This is a genomic window from Pseudotamlana agarivorans, assembly GCF_001642835.1.
In the GTDB taxonomy this organism is placed as follows: Bacteria; Bacteroidota; Bacteroidia; order Flavobacteriales; family Flavobacteriaceae; genus Pseudotamlana; species Pseudotamlana agarivorans.
Window position 1 is genome coordinate 123,847 of sequence record NZ_LXEI01000002.1, and the last position, 21,057, is coordinate 144,903.

Annotated in this window: 20 protein-coding genes; 8 read left to right on the forward strand and 12 right to left on the reverse strand. The window is 35.9% G+C overall.

The genetic code is table 11. The features are described from left to right. Positions 1-147 precede the first annotated feature (147 nt). Together A6I66_RS03915 and A6I66_RS03920 are read right to left on the reverse strand one after the other, a co-directional pair. Positions 148-1,038, reverse strand: coding sequence for a 3-hydroxyacyl-CoA dehydrogenase family protein (locus A6I66_RS03915; protein WP_067145821.1), 891 nt, complete (start codon positions 1,036-1,038; stop codon positions 148-150). Next, on the reverse strand, positions 1,039-1,998 hold the full coding sequence (locus A6I66_RS03920) for a Gfo/Idh/MocA family protein (RefSeq protein WP_067145823.1): 960 nt from the start codon (positions 1,996-1,998) through the stop codon (positions 1,039-1,041). 157 nt (positions 1,999-2,155) lie between these two features. Here A6I66_RS03920 and A6I66_RS03925 point away from each other — a divergent pair, with 157 nt between their 5' ends. Continuing rightward, positions 2,156-2,797 (forward strand): protein-L-isoaspartate(D-aspartate) O-methyltransferase, encoded by a 642-nt coding sequence (locus A6I66_RS03925; RefSeq protein WP_067145826.1) that lies wholly within the window; start codon positions 2,156-2,158, stop codon positions 2,795-2,797. Here A6I66_RS03925 and A6I66_RS03930 read toward each other — a convergent pair. From A6I66_RS03930 to A6I66_RS03940, 3 genes are all read right to left on the reverse strand, one after another. After that, positions 2,794-3,366: a hypothetical protein gene (locus tag A6I66_RS03930; RefSeq protein WP_067146530.1), complete on the reverse strand. Its 573-nt coding sequence runs from the start codon at positions 3,364-3,366 to the stop codon at positions 2,794-2,796. The genes A6I66_RS03925 and A6I66_RS03930 overlap by 4 nt on opposite strands. A 53-nt stretch (positions 3,367-3,419) precedes the next feature. Continuing rightward, positions 3,420-3,878, reverse strand: a complete 459-nt coding sequence (gene smpB, locus A6I66_RS03935) for an SsrA-binding protein SmpB (RefSeq protein WP_067145828.1) — start codon at positions 3,876-3,878, stop codon at positions 3,420-3,422. A gap of 80 nt (positions 3,879-3,958) precedes the next feature. Next, a complete protein-coding gene (locus tag A6I66_RS03940; RefSeq protein WP_067145830.1) occupies positions 3,959-4,168 on the reverse strand; it encodes a dodecin in 210 nt (69 codons plus the stop codon). A gap of 306 nt (positions 4,169-4,474) precedes the next feature. On the opposite strand from A6I66_RS03940, the gene lpdA reads away from it, so the two are divergent. After that, positions 4,475-5,875, forward strand: coding sequence for a dihydrolipoyl dehydrogenase (lpdA, locus tag A6I66_RS03945; RefSeq protein WP_067145832.1), 1,401 nt, complete (start codon positions 4,475-4,477; stop codon positions 5,873-5,875). Between the two features lie 243 nt (positions 5,876-6,118). On the opposite strand, the gene A6I66_RS03950 is transcribed toward lpdA, so the two are convergent. From A6I66_RS03950 to A6I66_RS03965, 4 genes are all read right to left on the reverse strand, one after another. Next, complete coding sequence (locus A6I66_RS03950; protein WP_067145834.1) at positions 6,119-6,604, reverse strand: threonine/serine exporter family protein; 486 nt, start codon at positions 6,602-6,604, stop codon at positions 6,119-6,121. A 3-nt stretch (positions 6,605-6,607) separates the two neighbouring features. After that, positions 6,608-7,381 carry a threonine/serine exporter family protein gene (locus tag A6I66_RS03955; protein ID WP_067145836.1) on the reverse strand — a complete coding sequence of 258 codons (774 nt, stop codon included), beginning with the start codon at positions 7,379-7,381 and terminating at the stop codon, positions 6,608-6,610. Between the two features lie 93 nt (positions 7,382-7,474). After that, positions 7,475-8,830: a DEAD/DEAH box helicase gene (locus tag A6I66_RS03960; protein WP_067146532.1), complete on the reverse strand. Its 1,356-nt coding sequence runs from the start codon at positions 8,828-8,830 to the stop codon at positions 7,475-7,477. 86 nt (positions 8,831-8,916) lie between these two features. Beyond that, positions 8,917-9,807: an aldose 1-epimerase family protein gene (locus tag A6I66_RS03965; RefSeq protein WP_067145838.1), complete on the reverse strand. Its 891-nt coding sequence runs from the start codon at positions 9,805-9,807 to the stop codon at positions 8,917-8,919. Between the two features lie 78 nt (positions 9,808-9,885). On the opposite strand from A6I66_RS03965, the gene pabB reads away from it, so the two are divergent. The 4 genes from pabB (at position 9,886) to A6I66_RS03985 (ending at position 15,560) form a co-directional block, all read left to right on the forward strand. Further along, positions 9,886-11,181, forward strand: a complete 1,296-nt coding sequence (gene pabB, locus A6I66_RS03970) for an aminodeoxychorismate synthase component I (RefSeq protein WP_067145840.1) — start codon at positions 9,886-9,888, stop codon at positions 11,179-11,181. A gap of 79 nt (positions 11,182-11,260) precedes the next feature. After that, on the forward strand, positions 11,261-12,574 hold the full coding sequence (tilS, locus tag A6I66_RS03975) for a tRNA lysidine(34) synthetase TilS (RefSeq protein ID WP_067145842.1): 1,314 nt from the start codon (positions 11,261-11,263) through the stop codon (positions 12,572-12,574). A gap of 6 nt (positions 12,575-12,580) precedes the next feature. Then, on the forward strand, positions 12,581-14,206 hold the full coding sequence (gene ade / locus A6I66_RS03980; RefSeq protein WP_067145845.1) for an adenine deaminase: 1,626 nt from the start codon (positions 12,581-12,583) through the stop codon (positions 14,204-14,206). Positions 14,207-14,585: 379 nt separating this feature from the next. Beyond that, positions 14,586-15,560 (forward strand): YheT family hydrolase, encoded by a 975-nt coding sequence (locus A6I66_RS03985; protein WP_067145846.1) that lies wholly within the window; start codon positions 14,586-14,588, stop codon positions 15,558-15,560. A 95-nt stretch (positions 15,561-15,655) separates the two neighbouring features. Here the strand turns inward: A6I66_RS03985 and A6I66_RS03990 are convergent, their stop codons facing one another. The 3 genes from A6I66_RS03990 to A6I66_RS04000 form a co-directional block, all read right to left on the reverse strand. Further along, positions 15,656-16,762 carry an alkene reductase gene (locus tag A6I66_RS03990; RefSeq protein WP_067145848.1) on the reverse strand — a complete coding sequence of 369 codons (1,107 nt, stop codon included), beginning with the start codon at positions 16,760-16,762 and terminating at the stop codon, positions 15,656-15,658. A gap of 1 nt (position 16,763) precedes the next feature. Further along, positions 16,764-16,955, reverse strand: coding sequence for a hypothetical protein (locus tag A6I66_RS03995; protein WP_067145850.1), 192 nt, complete (start codon positions 16,953-16,955; stop codon positions 16,764-16,766). A gap of 90 nt (positions 16,956-17,045) precedes the next feature. Then, positions 17,046-17,705 carry an NAD(P)H-dependent oxidoreductase gene (locus A6I66_RS04000; RefSeq protein ID WP_067145853.1) on the reverse strand — a complete coding sequence of 220 codons (660 nt, stop codon included), beginning with the start codon at positions 17,703-17,705 and terminating at the stop codon, positions 17,046-17,048. A gap of 94 nt (positions 17,706-17,799) precedes the next feature. On the opposite strand from A6I66_RS04000, the gene A6I66_RS04005 reads away from it, so the two are divergent. Both A6I66_RS04005 and A6I66_RS04010 read left to right on the forward strand, forming a co-directional pair. Continuing rightward, positions 17,800-18,645 (forward strand): AraC family transcriptional regulator, encoded by an 846-nt coding sequence (locus A6I66_RS04005; RefSeq protein ID WP_067145856.1) that lies wholly within the window; start codon positions 17,800-17,802, stop codon positions 18,643-18,645. Positions 18,646-18,720: 75 nt separating this feature from the next. Then, complete coding sequence (locus A6I66_RS04010; protein ID WP_067145858.1) at positions 18,721-21,015, forward strand: FdhF/YdeP family oxidoreductase; 2,295 nt, start codon at positions 18,721-18,723, stop codon at positions 21,013-21,015. The last annotated feature ends 42 nt before the right edge of the window (positions 21,016-21,057 follow it).

A 21,057-nucleotide genomic window follows, 5' to 3' on the forward strand; every position in this document is an offset into this window, starting at 1 on the left:
AAGCAACAAGGGTTTTAAGGTTTAGCTGTCATTCAGACGAAGTATGAGGAAGAATCTCTATATAGTGAGATTTCTCGTCTTTCCTTCCTCCTTCCTTCGAAATGACAAAAAACTTAAAATATATTATTTTTTATATTGTAGTTCAGGTCATTTTAAAAACTGAGTAGCAATTTTTTCGGCCTTTTTACTTTCCGAGTAATCGTAAAAGCCTTCGCCGGACTTAACGCCTAATTTTCCAGCACGCACCATATTAACTAATAGGGGACATGGAGCGTATTTAGGGTTTTTAAAGCCGTCGTACATCACATTTAAAATAGATAAACAGACGTCTAAACCAATAAAATCGGCTAATTGTAAAGGTCCCATAGGGTGAGCCATGCCGAGTTTCATTACGGTATCGATTTCATAAACGCCAGCTACGCCGTTGTATAAGGTTTCAATCGATTCGTTAAGCATAGGCATCAAAATACGGTTGGCAACAAAACCAGGGTAATCATTAACTTCCACAGGTACTTTGCCCAAAGTTTCAGAAAGATCCATGATGGTTTTAGTAACCGAGTCACTGGTATTATACCCACGAATAATCTCTACCAACTTCATAATTGGTACAGGATTCATGAAATGCATGCCAATAACACGTTCTGGGTTTGAAGTAGCCGCTGCGATTTGCGTAATGGAAATGGATGAAGTATTCGTTGCTAAAATGGCTGTTTCTAAGCTCGCTTCGTCTATGTCTTTAAATATTTTGAGTTTTAAATCTAAATTTTCGGTAGCCGCTTCAACGATTAAATCGGCTTTAGCCACGCCTTCTTTTAGATTTGTAAAGGTTTTTATATGATCTAGGGTAGCTGTTTTATCGGTTTCTGTAATTTTTTCTTTAGCAACCATACGGTCCAAATTGGTAGTAATGGTTTGCATGCCTTTTTTTATGGCATCGGGATTTACATCAATCAATTGTACATTAAAACCGCTTTGTGCAAAGGTATGTGCGATACCGTTGCCCATAGTTCCTGCACCTATAACTGCTACATTTTTCATCTAGAAACAATTTATAATTTGAGTAGCCACGCGAAGCGCTTCGGTGCCATCATGTAAAGATACGATTGGCGTTTCGTCGTTATTTACAGCATCTGCAAAGGTTTCTAATTCGTCTAAAATCGAATTGTTGTCTGGAACCTCGGGGTTATCAAAGTAGATTTGTTTTTTAACACCTTCGGCATTCTGAAGAATCATATCAAAATCTCCAGGAGTTTCAGGGGCATCTTTCATTTTTACGACCTCACATTTTTTCGTTAGAAAATCTACCGAGATGTAAGCATCCTTTTGAAAGAAACGGGCCTTACGCATTTTTTTAAGTGAAATACGACTCGCCGTTAAATTGGCAACACAGCCGTTTTCAAATTCTAGTCGGGCGTTAGCGATATCTGGTGTTTCGCTAATCACAGCAACACCACTGGCCGAAATGTGTTTTATTTTAGATTTTACAATGCTCAAAATAATATCAATATCGTGAATCATTAAATCTAAAACCACAGGTACATCGGTACCTCGAGGGTTAAATTCTGCCAAACGATGTGTTTCGATAAACATGGGCGATTTAATATGATCTTTTACCGCTGTAAACGCTGGGTTAAAGCGCTCTACGTGACCTACTTGTCCGCGTAAATTATGTTCGGCAAGCAGTTCACGAATGTGTTCGGCTTCTTCTACAGTATTGGTAATGGGCTTTTCTATAAATATATGTTTGCCTTTGGAAATGGCTTGTTTAGCGCAATCGTAATGCGAAAGTGTCGGGGTAACAATATCAACGATATCTACAGCATCTATAAGCGCGTCAATTGAGTTGAAAAATTTATATCCAAATTCGGCTTCAACCTTTTTACCATTTTCTTCATTGGCATCATAAAAACCAACAAGATTATATTTTTCAGATTGATTAAGAAGTCTTAAATGAATTTTACCTAAGTGTCCTGCACCTAGTACTCCAGCTTTTAGCATAATTTTTTAGGTTTTCAACAAAAATAAGATAATTAAAGTATGATAGTGGGATTTAGGTTTATTTTTTGGTCTGATAAAAACTAAAAATAAAAATATAAAAAATGGTTTTGCACTTAAGCAGCTTCGCGTATTTTTGTAGACCAAACTCCCAACCAATTTGAAAGATACGTACAGACATCAAGGTTTACGACAACAGCTTGTCAATGTTTTAATTAGCAAAGGCATAAAAGATCAAAATGTATTGAAGGCGATAGGAAATATTCCTCGTCATTTATTTATGGATTCTAGCTTTTTAGACCATGCTTACCAAGATAAAGCCTTTCCTATTGCGGCCGATCAAACCATTTCGCAACCATATACCGTAGCTTTTCAATCGGAATTACTTCAAATAAAACGTGGCGATAAAATTTTAGAAATAGGTACCGGAAGTGGTTACCAAACAGCCGTTTTATGTGAGTTAGGTGCTAGAGTTTACAGCATTGAGCGTCAAAATGAACTGTTTAAAATTACCAGTCGTTTTTTACCAAAATTAGGATATCGTGCTAAAAAGTTAATTTTTGGTGATGGTTATATTGGGTTGGAGGAAGAAGCGCCTTTCGATGGCATTATTGTAACAGCCGGAGCTCCTTTTGTGCCTAAACCCTTATTAAAACAATTAAAAGTAGGAGGTAGGCTCGTAATTCCTGTGGGCGATGATGTGCAAATCATGACCATGTTTACAAGAAAAGGTCCAAAAGAATTCGAACAAGAAGAATTTGGAGAATTTAGATTCGTACCCTTGTTAGAAGATAAAAACTAGATTTTTTTTCGAGGCGGCAAATAATCTCTAGGGATGAGGTTACGATAAGTTTCATGGGTCCAATAGATGTTGATAATCCACCAGCGCTCTTCATCGTACAAAAGTTGAATGCTGTTAATGCCTCTTAAAAAAGGTTCTTCGTCAGAGGTTTTATGGTAGGCTTCAAACGTACTGAAGGCATGGGCCATATTTCCATAGATTTCAGTTTTTCTGTGAATTTCATTTTGGATGAAACCGTTGTTTTTAAACCAATCACTAGATTTTTTCTTGTATTCATCGGGCGATAAATATCCCACGTGGTAAACGCCCATTTTGTCTTTTCCGCAAGGAATTAATTTGGCATCTTTTTTAAATAAATACTTGAATTGCTTCCAGTTTCTAACCGTGTCCTTTTTTGCAGAAATGACTTTATAAAAACTTTTTATCGTGCCGTCTAGAGTTAAAACCGCTTCTTTATCTATAGTAAATTCTACTTTTTTTACAGCAGTAGTATCCGTTTTGGTAGCGTCTTGGGCTTGTAAGCTAAATGTTATGACAAAAACAAAAAGTAAGGATAGATTTTTTAACATGAGGTTAGAATTGATTTTTTTATCCGCATCAAATTTAAAGCCAAAAGTCAGCACTACTTGTATATTTTTTTAACGCGATCAAGGTTTCTTTTGTTGTCGCGATCTTTAATTGTTTCACGTTTGTCGTATAATTTCTTACCCTTAGCTAAAGCAATGTCTAGCTTAGCATACCCCTTGTCTGTAATAAACATGCGTAGGGGTATAATGGTAAGTCCTGTGTTTTGAACTTCCTTATTCAGTTTTTTTAGCTCTTTCTTATTTAATAAAAGTTTGCGTTCGGCTTTGGGTTTATGGTTATAGTAAGTGCCATAAATATATTCCTCAATGGTCATATTAATCACAAAGAGTTCGCCTTTGTCATTAAATTCACAAAAACTTTCGGCTATAGACGCGCGACTGTTTCTAATCGATTTTATTTCGGTACCCGTTAGCACTATGCCTGCCGTGTACTTGTCTAAAATTTCATATTGAAACCGTGCCTTTTTATTCTGTATGTTTATCTTTTTCTGCATGGAGCACAAAACTAAACAATTTTTAATTTGTGTCTTAAATATTGTGCCTTTTCATTGCATAAATTGTAAGCGGCCTTACTTTAATCGTTCATGGTAAAGCCAATTTTAAGCGTTACTTGCCAACGACCCACTTTGCCGTTTTCAATATTTCCACGGGTGTTGGTCACTTCAAACCATCTTAAGTTTTGAATACTTTTTGAGGCTTTAGCTAAAGCGTTAGAAACGGCGTCATCGCTAGATGTGTTTGATGTTCCTACAATTTCGATAATTTTATAAATATGATCTTCCATGATATATGATTTATTTAAGAATTAATACATATAAAATATGAAAAAACTGATGAATATATTGGTTTTTAATCCGTAATTCAGATAAGTAATAGTCTTTATGTTAAAATTTTAAACAAATCACATACGAAAACGTTATAGAAATATTTTGGTATTTAGAATGATTATTAAGATAATTAGGAAAATTTATCATCTTAAATTTAGAAATTGCCAATTCAACTTATAAACCCTTGTTTTTTATTGTTGAAGCGTAAAACATTCGTATTTTTGATTCTGACATTAATTTAAGATAATTACAATAAATATATTATGAATTCATACGATGTAGCCGTTATTGGCTCGGGTCCTGGAGGATATGTAGCAGCGATTCGTTGCGCACAATTAGGCATGAAAACGGCCATTATAGAAAAGTACGCAACGCTTGGCGGAACCTGTTTAAATGTGGGATGTATCCCAAGTAAAGCGCTTTTAGATTCTTCACACCATTATGAAGACGCCGTAAAGCATTTTGAAGAACATGGTATTGAAATTCCAGGTGACATTAAAGTGAATTTGGAAAAAATGATCGCTCGTAAACAAGCGGTTGTTGATCAAACTACAGGCGGTATCGATTTTTTAATGAAGAAAAATAACATTGATGTTTATCAAGGTTTAGGAAGTTTTAAAGATGCTACGCATATTACTATTGCCGGTGAAGAAGCAACCGAAATTGAAGCTAAAAACACGATTATCGCTACAGGAAGTAAGCCATCAAGCTTACCATTTATCAAATTAGATAAAGAACGTGTTATTACCTCTACTGAAGCTTTAAAATTAAAGGAAATCCCTAAACATTTAGTTGTTATTGGTGGTGGTGTTATTGGTTTAGAGCTTGGTCAGGTTTACAAACGTTTAGGTGCCGAGGTTACTGTGGTTGAGTATATGGACCGTATTATCCCAACTATGGATGCTGGTTTATCTAAAGAACTTAATAAAGTACTTAAAAAGGCGAAGTTTAAAATGAACTTGTCTCATAAAGTAAAATCTGTTGAAACTGTAGGAAACGAGGTTGTGATTAAAGCAGATAATAAAAAAGGCGAAGAAGTTGAAATTAAAGGGGATTACTGTTTAGTTTCTGTGGGTCGTCGTCCTTATACAGACGGGCTTAACGCTGAAGCTGCTGGTGTGAAATTAGACGATAGAGGTCGTGTTGAAGTGAATGATCACTTACAAACGAGTGCTTCTAACATCTATGCTATAGGTGATGTTGTAAAAGGAGCGATGCTAGCTCATAAAGCTGAAGAAGAAGGTGTTTTTGTTGCTGAAACTTTAGCAGGACAAAAACCTCACATCGATTATAACTTAATTCCAGGTGTGGTTTATACATGGCCAGAAGTTGCTACAGTTGGTAAGACTGAAGAGCAATTAAAAGAAGCTGGAGTGGCTTACAAAACAGGATCTTTCCCAATGCGTGCTTTAGGTAGAAGTAGAGCGAGTATGGATTTAGACGGATTTGTAAAAATCTTAGCTGATAAAAATACCGATGAAATTTTAGGGGTACATATGGTTGGCGCTCGTGCTGCCGATATGATTGCCGAAGCGGTTGTGGCTATGGAGTATCGCGCTTCCGCGGAAGACATTTCTCGTATGTCTCATGCGCATCCTACATTTACTGAAGCGATTAAAGAAGCAGCTCTAGCAGCTACTGAAGATCGTGCACTTCATATTTAATTTTTAGAGATTATATTCTAACATATAAAACGAGGCAGTTTCATTGAAGCTGCCTCGTTTTTTTGTTTTGTTATTTTTAAGAAAGCTCGAATAGGTCTGTATAGTTGCATATTTTAGGTGTTCGAGCGGAGTCTAGAACAACGTAGTTTCAGTTAAGCCAAAACTTCTCGGCTCCGCTCGAAGACCTTGATGATATTTATGAAGAACAATCTTGTGTTAACGGTTATGGAGGCGTCCTCAGCCTTATCTCAACTGTTTAATACTCCCTTTATTCATAACTAATAGAGGCAACGCCACTCCAAAAGTTAAACCTATTAATACATAAATCATTTTAAATCCGTGAGAAAACATGGCGTCTATGAGTAAAAGGCGCTTTTCGGGATCGGTTTCTACAAACACAAAATTCATTAAAGATAAAATGGTTTCATAGGCAAAATAACCGGGAATCATAGGAATCATGGTAGGAATAGAAAAAACTACTGGCGGATGATGAATTTTATGGGCGATGGGAATGCTCGCCCAGCCTACAAATGAAGCAGCAGCCAAACTAGCCAAAGCAATATGATGACCGTGGTGTAAAATGCTAAATTTGATTAAACCGGCTAAAAACCCCAAGATAAAAATGCTTAAAATGGTTTGTTTGGGTACGTTGAATAAAATACCAAAACCTACAGCGGCTATGCCAGACCAAAAGGACACTTCTAATAAATGTAATAAAATTTCAGTCATACTTTAAACACGGTTTATTGAAAAAATAGACATGGCCAAAAACAAACCTGTTGCAATGGCTAAGACGATCATTAGTCCAACTGCGAATCGAGCCAGACCATTCAAAATGTTGTTTTCTAATAAATCTGTAAATGAATTGATTAGAGGCACTCCCGGAATTAAAAATAGGATGGAAGTGGCCAAAGCGGTTTGTGGGTTAGCGCCAATATCAAATACAATACCCAATGAAGCCACTAACGAAGCCGTGAGTGAAGCCAAAAATATACGAACGTATAAATTGTAATGTCTTTTATGTACTTGTTGTGAAACACATAGTCCTGTAAAAGCGCTCACAAAAGCGACGGTCATATTAAGGTAATCGCCTTTAAAAATATTACAAAACCCAGCAACAGCAAAACTTACAGCAATTAAAACGACGATGTTGGGGTATTTATCTAAGCTTTTAATACGTTCGATTTCAGTTGTTATTTTGTCGATGTCCCAGTCTTCGCGCTGTGCTTTCCAACTGGCTTTACTAATTTCCGAAATGGTTTTAAAGTTTATGGCATGCGGAGGTAAATTGAATACTCTGGTGTCGCTAACTTTAGAGGACTCATCCGTTAAGGTCATAATAATGGTTTTTTGATGAATCCATGTGTGAACCGTAAAGTTTAAAGCAGCGGCAAAACGATTAATACTTCTTTGGATTCTACTGGTGTTAGCTCCAGAAACCATTAAAAGGGATGCGATTTCTAAAAGTAAATGGGCAGTTTTAGCAAACTTTTCAGAATCTGACATACATTAAGCTATGTTTTATTTTTTGTAACATAATCTGACTTCACTAGTTAATTAGAAAAGGATGATTAAAATTACAATAAATAAAGGGAAAAACTACTTTTTCTTATTGCGCTTGTTGTAATTTTTATCGCCTCTAGTTTTAGGCTTTTTGTATTTGGCAGCGATTTTAAATTTATAAGAACCACCTAAATTTTCTTTCGAGTTTTTAGCTGATTTTTCATGGAAAGCTGGTCCAGGGACATCCTCGTCTTTACGCTTTGTAGGGTTGTTGCGCTCTTTTATTTGCGGACGCTCTTCCTCAATTAGTTCTGTTGAAATTTTAACTTCCTCAGGCATTTCCAATACAGGAATTTGCATTTTCATTAAACTTTCAATGGCTTCAATTGCATCCTGATCTTTTTCAGTTGTAAAAACTAAAGCTTCACCCAAACGTTCAGCACGACCGGTTCTACCAATACGGTGCATGTAGTTTTCAGGATATTCTGGGGTGTCAAAATTAATAACATGGGATACATTATCAATATCCAATCCACGAGCCATCACATCGGTAGCAATTAAAATACGGTTGTGACCTTCTCTAAATTGTTCGATGCTTCGTAAACGGTAATTTTGAGTTTTGTTAGAGTGAATCACGCATAATTCTTCCTTAAAAAACTCGTCTAATTGCTCAAATAAACGGTCTGCCATACGTTTAAATGCCACAAAAATAAGCACTTTGTTATACTGCTCGGTGTCTTGCAGTAAGTTTGTAAGCAGGTTCACTTTTGTGTAAAAGTTAGGCACCTTGTAACGTACTTGATTGATGTTTTCTAGTGGTGTTCCAGAAACAGCAATGGATACACGTTCTGGATTTTTAAAGAAATCATTAATTAATAAATCCACATCCTGAGTCATAGTTGCCGAAAACATGATGTTTTGTCGGCGTTCCGGAAGAATATCGAAAATATTGATTAATTGGTGTCTAAATCCTAAATCTAACATCACATCCACCTCATCGATCACTAATTTCTGAATGGATTTAAGTTGCAACACACGACTCAAAGCTAAATCGTATAAACGGCCTGGTGTAGCTACTAATATGTCTAATCCTTCGGCAATAGCTTGTTTTTGCGTGTTAATGTTGGTGCCTCCATAAACCCCAAGCACACGATTATTAATGTATTTGGAAAGTTTTTCAATTTCTTCAACAACCTGTACAACTAATTCACGGGTAGGCACTAAAACTAAAACCCTCGGATTTTCTTGTCTAGAATATTTTAAGTTCTTTAAAATAGGTAGCATGTAGGCAAAGGTTTTTCCTGTACCTGTTTGTGCAATACCAATCACATCTTTTCCTGAAGCTACCACATTAAAGGCTTGCTCTTGGATGGGCGTAGGGGTTGTAAAACCTAAATCATCAAGGGCATTATATAATGGTGTGTTTAAGTTTAAGTCTTGAAAATTTGCCATAAAAAGAAGGTTTCCGTAATTATTGTGCCAACCAAACATGGTTTAAGCGTACTATTTAGCTGGCAAAGTTACGCTTATTATTCTATTTATGTTAAATGCGTTGTGGCAATTTCAATTGAATAGCTTGCTAAGTAAGACTTCTGGGTTTCCAATTTTATAATCCCTTCTTTGGATTTAAAATCTTGATTGGTGTTTTCATGGTCGGCAATGCCCAGCCATGGTTCGATACACACATAATTACCCGTAGGTTTTGCCCAAATGCCTAAATACGGATAGTCAGGGTAGCTAACCGTTAAAATGGGGCCGTGATTCTTACTGTGTAAGGCTACTTTTTTCGATTTTAAATCTTTAAAAATAAGGGCATCGGTACGAAACAAAACATGAGTTAGCTGTAGTGTTTTTGTGTTGTTGAATATGGTTTTGGTTTCAGAAGAAATGAGTCCGTTTTCCATGTTTATCACATGGGTTTTGGCGTTTTCTTCTTGTTCAAATTCTAAGGTATAATTTTCGTAATCTTCATTTTCAAAAACAGGACATTTAAAAGCAGGGTGTCCGCCAAGCGAGAAATATATGGGTTTGGAGTCCACGTTTTTAACCTCATGTGTGAGTGTTAATTTGTTTTCTTCTAAAGTGTAGGTGAGATAGAATTCAAACTTAAACGGATAGATTTTTAACGATTTTTCGCTGTAACCCAGTTTAAAAGTTAGGCTGTTTTCAGATTGTTTGTGAAGTGTCACATCAGAGTTGTTTCTAACTAAACCGTGTTTTGGTAGCTGGAATGATTGCCCTTCAAACATATATGTGCCATCTTTTAAGGCGCCAATAATCGGAAATAAATTGGGCGCATAACTGTTCCAAATCTCAGGGTTCGCATCCCACATAAAGTCAGTTTGATGTTTTTTAGCGCGTATTTGGCATAATTCGGCACCTGTTTTTTTTACAGCGATTTCCAGGTATTTATTTTCTAATGTAAACATGACAGATTATTTAAACTAAGTTACAAATCTTGCAATTTTTTAAGTATTCTAAGTAACTTTACAGCATAAATTTTAAGCTTGAGAACAAAACAAATTTATCATTTAGATGATGTCGCTTCATTTAAGGAAAAAGCCTTACAGTGGAGTTTGCAATACGACGACTTGGTTTGGCTAGATTCTAATCAGTATGATGAAAAATATTCAAAATACGATGCGGTTTTAGCAGTTGATGCCTTTACCTGTATTCAAACCGATTATTTTCAGGCTTTTGAAAAACTGAAGGAATATCAGAGTTTAACGAAAGATTGGATTTTTGGGTATCTAACCTACGATTTAAAAAATGATGTTGAAGTACTCCAATCTGAAAACTACGATGGATTAGGATTCCCAGATTTATACTTTTTTCAACCTAAAAAACTGTTTCTATTTAAAGGAGAATCGGTTGAAATTCAATATTTAAAAGCAGTTGATGACGAGCTTGAAACCGATATAAAAGCGATTCATAAATTTGAAGACAAAAGTCAGGACCATGCATCTGAAGCCCTCAAGATAAAATTACGCATTCATAAAGATGCATACTGTGAGAAAGTGAATGCCATGCTAAAACATATTAAGCACGGTGCTATTTATGAAGCTAATTTTTGTCAGGAGTTTTATGCCGAAAACACGCAAATCAATCCTTTAGAAACTTATAAAAAATTAAATAGCATCTCCAAAGCTCCTTTTGCGTCTTTCATTAAAATGAACGATAAGTTTGTGCTAAGTGCCTCGCCAGAGCGTTACTTGAAGAAGGATGGAGTGCATGTCATTTCACAACCTATAAAAGGAACGGCTAAACGTTCTAAGGATCAGGAAAAAGACGAACAGTTAAAAAGCGATTTGTCTAAAGACGAAAAAGAACGCAGCGAGAATATCATGATTGTCGATTTGGTGCGCAACGATTTATCTAAAACCGCCATAAAAGGCAGTGTCAAGGTTGAAGAACTGTGTGAGATTTATACTTTCGAGCAAGTGCATCAAATGATTTCAACGGTAAGTTCAACGGTTGAAGCCACGACACATCCAGTCGATATTATTAAGAGTAGCTTTCCAATGGGAAGTATGACGGGCGCTCCAAAAATTTCAGCCATGAAAATCATTGAAAATCTCGAAGAAACCAAACGCGGCGTCTATTCTGGAGCGATTGGTTATTTTACCCCGCAAAACGATTTCGACTTTAATGTGGTTATTCGAAGTATTCTATATAACCAAAGTAATGGCTATGTGTCTTATTCGGTGGGAAGTGCGATTACGGCCAAAAGTGATGCCCTTCGTGAATATGAAGAGTGCTTGATAAAGGCTAAGGCGATGCGTACCGTTTTAGAAAAGCCATAACCATATGGGGTAAAGAGGTCGTTGTCTTTGCTAACCGAATTATCCACGAAATAATATTACAAGTTGTATATTTATTACCATGTTAGAAGGATTCAAAATACACATTGAAAATCATTTTCATTTTTTAAAAGAGAAGAAGCTGCTTATCGCCATTTCAGGAGGTATAGATAGTGTGGTTTTGACGCATTTATGTGATAAAGCAGGCCTAAATATTACCTTGGCGCATTGTAATTTTAACTTGCGCGGAAAAGAAAGCGATGCCGATGAATCTTTTGTGAAACAACTGGCAGATAAGCTGAATTTAGAGGTTTTTGTACAGCATTTTGATACTGAAAAATACGCCAAAGATGAAAAGCGTTCCATACAAATGGCAGCTCGCGAATTGCGTTATAATTGGTTTAATGAATTGTCGGAACAATTGGGTTTCGACTATATTTTAACAGCCCATCATGCCGATGATAATCTGGAAACTTTTTTAATTAATTTCACCAGAGGAACTGGTATTGAAGGTTTAACAGGTATTCCCGAAGTCAACCAAAAGTTTGTAAGACCCTTATTGAGGTTTTCAAGTGCTCAGATACACGAATTTGCTGAGGAAAACCAGATCGCTTGGCGCGACGATAGTAGCAATGCATCGGTAAAATACCTTAGGAATAAACTTCGTCATGAGGTGATTCCTATTTTAAAAGAAATCAATCCGAGTTTATTAAATAGTTTTGAAACTACGCTTCATAACCTACAGGGGGCTTCCGATATTATTGATGAGTCTATAAATGATTTTCTGAGTAAAACGATTGAGAATATAGACGATACCACCGTAAAATTTAAAATTTCAGAATTCAAAAAAAAGGCACAACCTAAAGCGTTTTTATATGAAACTTTTAAAGATTTTGGTTTTACAGCTTGGGACGATATTTTAAACCTGCTGGATGCCGAAACAGGAAAACAAGTGCTATCAAATACATACCGCTTAATTAAAAATAGAGATCATTTATTGCTGAGCGAGATAGCGCAAGATGCAACCGAAAATATTTCAATTTCAGAAGAAGAACGGACTAAGGAAACGCCTTTTGGAACTTTAGCTTTTAGTCAGGTTGATGCCGTTTTGGAAACCTCACCAGAGGTGATTTATGTTGATCAAAATCTATTAAAATATCCTTTAATCTTAAGAAAAAAACAGGAAGGCGATGTGTTTTATCCTCTGGGAATGAAGGGAAAAAAGAAGTTGAGTAAGTATTTTAAAGACGAAAAAATGTCTTTGCTTGATAAAGAAAATGTCTGGTTGTTGTGCAGTGGAGAAGCTATTGTTTGGGTAGTCAATAAACGCGCCGATAACCGCTTTAAAGTGACTTCAAACACCACATCCATTTTAAAAATAGAAATTAAAAACTAAATCATTTTGAAACTACAAGGGCAGATTGTTGACATCCATCAAAAACGAATTTTTAAAGGAGAAATAACCTTCGAATCTGGAAAAATTGTTTCTATAGAAGAAAAGGATCATGAGGTAAATCATTATATACTTCCTGGGTTTGTAGATGCTCATATTCATATTGAAAGTTCCATGTTAGTGCCAAGCGAATTTGCAAAAATGGCTGTCGCTCATGGTACGGTAGCTACGGTTTCCGATCCGCATGAAATTGCTAATGTGCTTGGTGTTGAAGGCGTGGAATTCATGATTGAAAATGGTAAAAAAGTACCATTAAAATTTAATTTCGGAGCGCCATCTTGTGTGCCAGCTACTAGTTTTGAATCGGCTGGTGCTGAAATAAATTCTGAAGACATCAAAAAACTTTTAGAGCTAGAGGATATAAAATATTTAGCCGAAATGATGAATTACCCAGGGGTGATTTTTGATGATGAAGAAGTACTTAAAAAAATAGCCTGGGCAAAGCATTTTAACAAACCTGTTGATGGCCATGCGCCAGGACTGCTTGGAGATAAATTAACCAAATACATTAACGCTGGAATTTCAAGCGATCATGAAAGTTTTACCTATGAAGAAGGTTTGGAAAAGCTTCAAAAAGGGATGAAAATCTTAATTCGTGAGGGTAGTGCCGCTAAAAACTTCGACGCATTAATCGATTTGGTGCCAGAACATTTTGAAAATATGATGTTTTGTAGCGACGATAAACATCCCGATGATTTATTGATTGGTCATATCAATCAGTTGTGTGCTCGGGCTGTGAAAAAGGATATCGATCTGTTTAAGATTTTACAAATGGCCTGCATAAATCCGGTTAAACATTATAACCTAGATGTGGGTACTTTGAAAGTTGGTGAAGCAGCCGATTGTATCGTTGTGGAAGATTTGGTGAATTTTAAGACCCTCCAAACTTATATCGATGGGAGTTTAGTATTTGATGAAGGCAGATCATTAATTTCACCAGTTTCATTTGAAAATTTGAATAACTTCAACTGCGGTTTAAAAGAGGTTTCAGAATTTAAAGTGATGTCCTCAGCAAAGGAAATTCGCGTCATTGAAGCATTAGAAGGGCAGTTAATCACGAATGAAATTATTGAATCTGTAACTATTGAAAACGGAAATTTAGTTTCAAATACAGATAAAGATGTTCTAAAAATGGCGGTTGTCAACCGTTACCAAAATCAGCCTCCAGCTTTGGCTTTTATTAAAAATTTTAATTTAAAGGAAGGCGCTATTGCAGCTTCAGTTGGGCATGATTCCCATAATATTGTTGCAGTTGGTGTTAGTGATGAGGCGATTTGCAGAGCCTTTAATTTAATTATTGAACATAAAGGTGGTGTTTGTGCTGTTTCTAATTCAGATTCAAAAATTTTACCGCTTCCAGTGGCTGGTATTATAAGCGATCAAGATGGCCAAACGGTTGGTAAAGCCTACGCCGAACTTGATAAAATGGCCAAACAATTAGGTAGCACCTTAAATGCACCGTATATGACGCTCTCCTTTATGGCTTTATTGGTAATTCCGTCGTTAAAATTAAGTGACAAAGGCCTTTTTGATGGAACTCATTTTAAGTTTGTTGATTTGGAATTGGAAAGTTAAAAGGTTACAAAGTTATAAGGTTAAAAAGCTTCAAAGCTTCAAAGATGGATAGTTTCTTAGTCAACAGTCAACAGTCAACAGTCAATAGTTAAAAGTTAAAAGTTTGTTTGAAAACGCATTGTCATTCCGACGTAAGGTGGAATCTTTAAGTGTCAAGTTTGAATTAGCTAATATTGGAGCTACAGAGCTACAGAGCTACAAAGTTTCAAAGTAAAAAAACTCCAGAAATGTTGAAGATATAAAACAGAAAATTTTATTTTAACCATTAACCATTAACCATTAACCATTAACCATTAACCATTAACCATTAACCATTAACCATTAACCATTAACCATTAACCATTAACCATTAACCATTAACCATTAACCATTAACCATTATGCCCGTAATCGAATCCACATACAAACCTTCATTTCTGTTTAAAAACGGTTTCGTTTCAACGGTGTATTCTGGGTTATTTCGTCGTGTACAATTAACACAGGAACGGGAACGCATTACTTTAAGTGATGGTGATTTTTTAGACCTAGATTGGAGTTGTGCTAAGGGGAAAACTAATAAACTCATCATTTTACTTCACGGATTGGAAGGCAGTGGAAACCGACCGTATATGACGGGAGCAGCAAAGCTTTTTAATGAAAATGGTATCGATGCTGTTTGTGTGAATTTTAGAGGTTGTAGTGGTGAAACCAATTTGAAATTTAGAAGCTACCATTCGGGAGCTACCGAAGATTTAGTAGATGTGATTTCACATGTTTTAAATCAAGAAAAGTATACCGACGTTTATTTAAAAGGTATCAGTTTAGGGGCAAACATGATTCTTAAATATTTGGGTGAACGCGAAGCGGTTCCTCAAGAAATTAAAGCGGCCATTGCCGTTTCGGCGCCATGTTACTTATATGGTTCTGCGAAAGAATTGCATACCATCAAGAATAAATTATATCACGATAGGTTTTTGAAACACCTTTCCAAAGCCTTAAAAAATAAGCAAAAACGCTTCCAAGAAGATTTAAGTTTGGAGCAGATTGAAAGTATAAAAACCTTGTTCGATTTTGATAACATATACACTTCAAACGCTCATGGTTTTAAAAACGGATTAGACTATTACGAGCAAGCGAGCAGTTTGCAATTTCTTCCCAAAATAAAAACACCAACACTTATTATAAATGCGTTAAACGACTCGTTTCTTTCTCATGAGTGTTACCCGGTTAAAGAAGCTAAAAACAATCCGTATCTACATTTAGAAATGCCTAAGTATGGCGGGCATGTGGGGTTTATTTCTAAAAAAAATGTGCATTACAACGAAAAACGGGCGCTGGAGTTTGTGGAGTCTATTTATGAAGAAAATGAATTATAATTTTACAGTATGTAATACACTTGTAAAATTAAAAACCTAAAAAGTTGATCTTACCTCAATCTGAATTTATTTCAGCTTCTCATTATAAACAAATTCTACAAAAAAGGATAATCGGTATACCCACGAGCTGTTCCGCCACCAAATAGGGTATGTGTATCACTAATTTCGTTCATTTTAGCATTTAATTTAACGCGTGTTGGGTAATCCGGATTAGTTAAAAATTTTCTACCAAAACCTACTAAATCCACCAGGTTTTCGGCTAATAATTCATTGGCTTGCTCTGGCGTTTTGTTTCCCGTAGCTATAATGGTATTCGTGAAATTTTCACGTAAAGTGACTCTAAAATCAGCGGGGATTTCAGGAGCATCATCCCAATCGGCTTCACATAAATGAATGTAAGTCACACCAATTTTTCCTAAGGTTTTAGAAGCGATTTTAATAGTCTCCAAAATTTCAGGATCGTTCATATCCTTAAAACTAATGAAGGGTGATAGTCGAACCCCTGTTTTTTCTGGTCCTACGGCATCGGCTACTGCCTGAGTGATTTCGGTTAATAATCGCACACGATTTTCTTTGCTTCCGCCATATTCATCGGTTCTTTCATTGGAATTACTTCTTAAAAACTGATCGATTAAATAACCGTTAGCACCGTGAATTTCAACACCATCAAAACCAGCTTCAATGGCATTTTTTGCACCTATTTTAAATTCTTCAATCACCTGATTTATGTCTGCTTTGGTCATAGCTCTAGGTGTTTCAACCGGCACAAACGTAGCATCGCCGTTTGGTGCACCATCAAAAACATATACATTAGTTTCCTTGGCTATTTTGGCTGAAGGCGCAATAGGTTGTAGGCCATTAACTTTCGAGCTAGAAACCCGTCCTACATGCCACAATTGTAAAAATATTTTACTGCCTTTTTTATGAACTTCATCGGTTATTAATTTCCAACCTTCAATTTGTGCTTGGGTATAAATACCTGGAGTGTTGGCGTAACCTTTTCCTTGTAAAGAAACTTGAGTGGCTTCCGTTATAATAATTCCAGCTTCAGCTCTTTGTCCGTAATATTCAGCCATCAAGGCATTAGGAATATCGCCGGGTTGGGAAGCTCTAGAACGTGTCATAGGAGCCATTAAAAAGCGGTTTTTTAATTTTAAATCTTTAGATTGGTATGCTGAAAATAAATTGATTGTATGAGACATGTTATTTTTTGAATATTTTATACAGTAGATATATGCTTACGAAAAAAAGTACGGGCCATAAAATGAATAAATCAACTCTAATAATAGCACCAACTTCTTTTGGAGCCCAGACGAAGTATAAATAGGCTTCATAGGCTAAATAAATCACCCACATGGTAACAAGAATGATTTTATATCGTTTTTTATGATTCATGATTTATAGTGTTATAATTAAATTAGAAATTGTTATCTACATTCTAAATTAATCAATTAACCGTGATGTAAGCACTTTAGAGCATTTTTGTTATATAAATGTTACAACGTTTTCTAGAGTCCTTCTGGTTTTTTCTCGCGGTTCATTCACACGGTATCCAAAAGCGACCATGTACGATAGTCCGAATAAGTTGGTGTCAATCCCTAAATTTTCTTTAAGAATATGTTCACTAACAGATTGATTAAACCCTTCAATAGGACAAGAGTCAATGCCAATCATGGCAGCACTTGTCATCATATTTGCCAAAGGAATGTAACACTGCTTTGAAGCCCAATCGAAAAGCTTTCTGTCGTCAGATAAATCAAAATCACTTTTTTGAAACGCTTCATACATACTGCCTTTTTGTTCAATTACATTCTCGGGTAATTCTTGAATGTCTCTCATAAACTCTTTAATATAGCTGCTGTCGTATTTTGTTAAAGGCGACTTCATGGTTAATCCTAGAACAAAATGACTTGCCGTATCTAACTTTGCGGTGGCTCCCCATGCGCTTTCTTTTAATTTGTTTCTTAATTCAGGATCTTGAACGACAACAAAATGCCAAGGCTCAAAACCAAAAGAACTTGGAGATAACATGCCAGTTTTAAGTATGAAATTCATATCGTCATCACTCACTTTTTTATTAGTGTCAAATAACTTACAGGCATGTCTAAATTTGTAAGCTTCTAATATGTCTGTTTTATTAATCATGGTTTGAGTTTTAAATGATAAGACAAAGGTACAGGGAGACTTAAAAGTTAATGTTGTATAAATCCATTGTATATTTGTATAATTATATGTTTCTATGTCGCAGCGTTTTTATATTACAAAAGATTTAGATGTTATTGAATTTGATGCCGTTAGTGAATGGGGCTACCCTAGGCATAAGCATAATTTTTTCGAAATTACCTTTGTGTTAAAAGGTTCTGGGCAGCATGTGTTAAACGACAGTATCGTACATTATAAAACTGGAGATATCTTTTTTTTAACGCCTAAGGATGAGCATGAATTTGTTGTAGCAGAGCCATCGCGTTTTGGAATTATAAAATTCACAGAACAGCTATTTTTAGAAAAATCGACCTTTTCCGCTCAGGTTTACGGACAAAGTAAAATAGAAACCGTAATTTTTCATTCTAACATTATTGCCGAATCTGTTGTGTATTACGAAAATGATAAGCATCAACTTACGGGTTTATACCATTTAATAAAGGCCGAAATAAATAACAAATTGATTTATAATAGGCACGTACTTACTGAATTATTTGGAGCACTTTTAATGGTGCTTTCTAGAAATATAAAGGCGAGTGTGAAAAACAGAAGTAATGATACAATTTCGGATAAAGAAAAAATTGAGAATATACTCGCATACATCAGGCAGCACGTGTTAAATAAAGAGTTTATCAATATAAAACACATTGCAGAAGTCTTTTATATGTCGCCAAATTACGTAAGTACTTTTATAAAAAAACACGCAGGTATTTCAATGCAACAATATGTTATTCAAACTAAAATAAAAATGGCCGAACGTTTATTAAAACAATCAAATTTAGGAGTAAATCAAATTGCCGATAAATTGGGGTTTGTAGATGCTAGTCATTTTAACAAGATTTTTAAAAAATACACGGGGAAAAATCCGAGTCAATTTAAGTAGTATGTTTTAGCAATTTTTCTGAGAGATGTTTTTTTGATTTAAAAATGCGATATTTGATAGAAATACATAACAACTATGAGTTCCTCGCCTAAAGAAAAAGCACTTACACCTGAAGAATTTCACGATCTAAAAACCGCAAAACCACCAGTAAATAGTGTTGGTTTTGGCGGGCTAATCGCGGCTGTTAAGCAAACAACAAAGTACATGAATCTAAAAGATGCTTTTGTGTTGGCGCGAAAAATGAATCAGAAAGGAGGCTTCGATTGTCCGGGGTGTGCATGGCCAGATCCTGATGATGATAGGTCATCACTAGGAGAATTTTGTGAAAACGGATTAAAAGCTATTGCTGAAGAAGCTCAGAATAAAACTATTGGTGCCGATTTTTTTAATAAACACAGCGTTGATGAATTAGCCACATGGAGCGATTTTGAAATCGGAAAATCTGGACGATTAGCGGAACCGATGTTTCTTGCTGAAGGCGCCACTCATTATCAACCCATTTCCTGGGAAGACGCTTTTAATAAGGTTGGTTCGCATTTAAATGCTTTAGATTCTCCAGATGAAGCAGTTTTTTACACCTCGGGAAGAACCACAAATGAAGCGGCTTTTTTATACCAATTATTTGTTCGAGAGTTTGGAACTTCTAATTTACCCGATTGCTCAAATATGTGTCATGAAGCCAGTGGCAGCGCCTTGTCTGAAACTCTAGGAATTGGTAAAGGTTCGGTGACTTTAGATGATTTATACAAAGCAGAATTGGTGCTAGTCGTGGGGCAAAACCCAGGAACAAACCACCCTAGAATGTTAACCGCATTAGAGAAATGTAAAAATAATGGCGGAAAGGTGGTGGCTATAAATCCGCTACCAGAAGCAGGATTAGTTAGGTTTACCAATCCGCAAAACCCTATAAAATTATTAACCGGCGGAACACAAATTGCCGATGTATTTGTGCCTATTACGATTAATGGTGATGTGGCCTTTTTTAAAGCCATACTTTTAAAGTTATTACAAGCTGAAGAGAGTCAAGGTGGTGTATTCGATAGGGAATTTATAAATGAATTTACCCATGGATATGATGCTTTTATAGCAGATTTAAAAACTTACAATTTTGAGGATTGCTTAGCGGATTCAGGGGTGTCTTTAGATATTTTCAATCATGTTTTTGATTTGGTTTTAAACAAAAATAAAATCATTATTTGTTGGGCTATGGGCTTAACACAACATGAAAATGCTGTTGATAATATTCGCGAAGTTGTTAATCTTCTGCTTTTAAAAGGAAGCATTGGTAAAGAAGGCGCAGGAACCTGCCCTGTTCGTGGGCACTCCAATGTTCAAGGCGATAGAACGGTTGGGATTTTTGAAGCAGCGCCTCAGGCTTTTTTAGATAAAATTGAAGACAAATACGGATTTAAACCCAGTGCCAAACACGGTTATTCCGTTATCGAGGCCATAAAAGCCATGTACGAGAAAAAGGCCAAAGTGTTTTTTGGTTTGGGTGGTAATTTTATCTCGGCGGTTCCCGATACCTTATATTCCGCGAAAGCGTTAGAAAACTGTAATTTAACGGTGCATGTAAGTACTAAGCTTAACCGCTCACATTTGGTAACAGGAAAGGAAGCACTCATATTTCCTTGTTTAGGACGTACCGAAAAGGATTATCAGAAATCGGGGCTTCAAATTCAAAGTGTTGAAAATTCTATGGGTGTCGTATCTTCAACTAAAGGTGTTTTAGAACCCTGCTCTAAAGACCTTCTAAGTGAAGTGGCTGTAGTTTGTGGTATCGCACACGCTACTTTAAAGGAACGTTCTAAAATTAATTGGTTAGCGTATAAAGACGACTATACTTTGGTGAGAAACGATATTGAAGAGGTAGTTTCTGGTTTCGATAGTTATAATAAGCGCTTAAATAATCCTTCAGGATTTTATTTACCTAATGGAGCGCGGGTTAGAAAATTTAATACTTCTACAGGAAAAGCTAACTTTTCCATTAATAAAATGCCAGATTGGAAGTTAAAGGACGGCGAATTGGTAATGATGACCATACGTAGTCATGATCAATTTAATACCACGATTTATGGTTTAGACGATCGTTACCGTGGTGTGTTTAACGACCGACGTGTTGTGTTTTTGAACCGTGAAGACATGCAAGAACGGGGGGTAACCGAGCATCAGGTGGTTAATTTGAAGTCGGAATTCAATGGAATAACTAGAAAAGTACGTAGTTTTAAGGTTGTTGGTTACGATATTCCTAAAAACTGTTGCGCTACTTATTTTCCAGAAACGAATGTTTTGGTGCCGCTAGATAGTTTTGCGCATACTGCGAAAACGCCCGCATCCAAGAGTATCCGTGTTACAATTGAGATTCTTTAGGGTTTTCATTAAAACTCATCCTTTAATTTTCTTAAAAAGCAA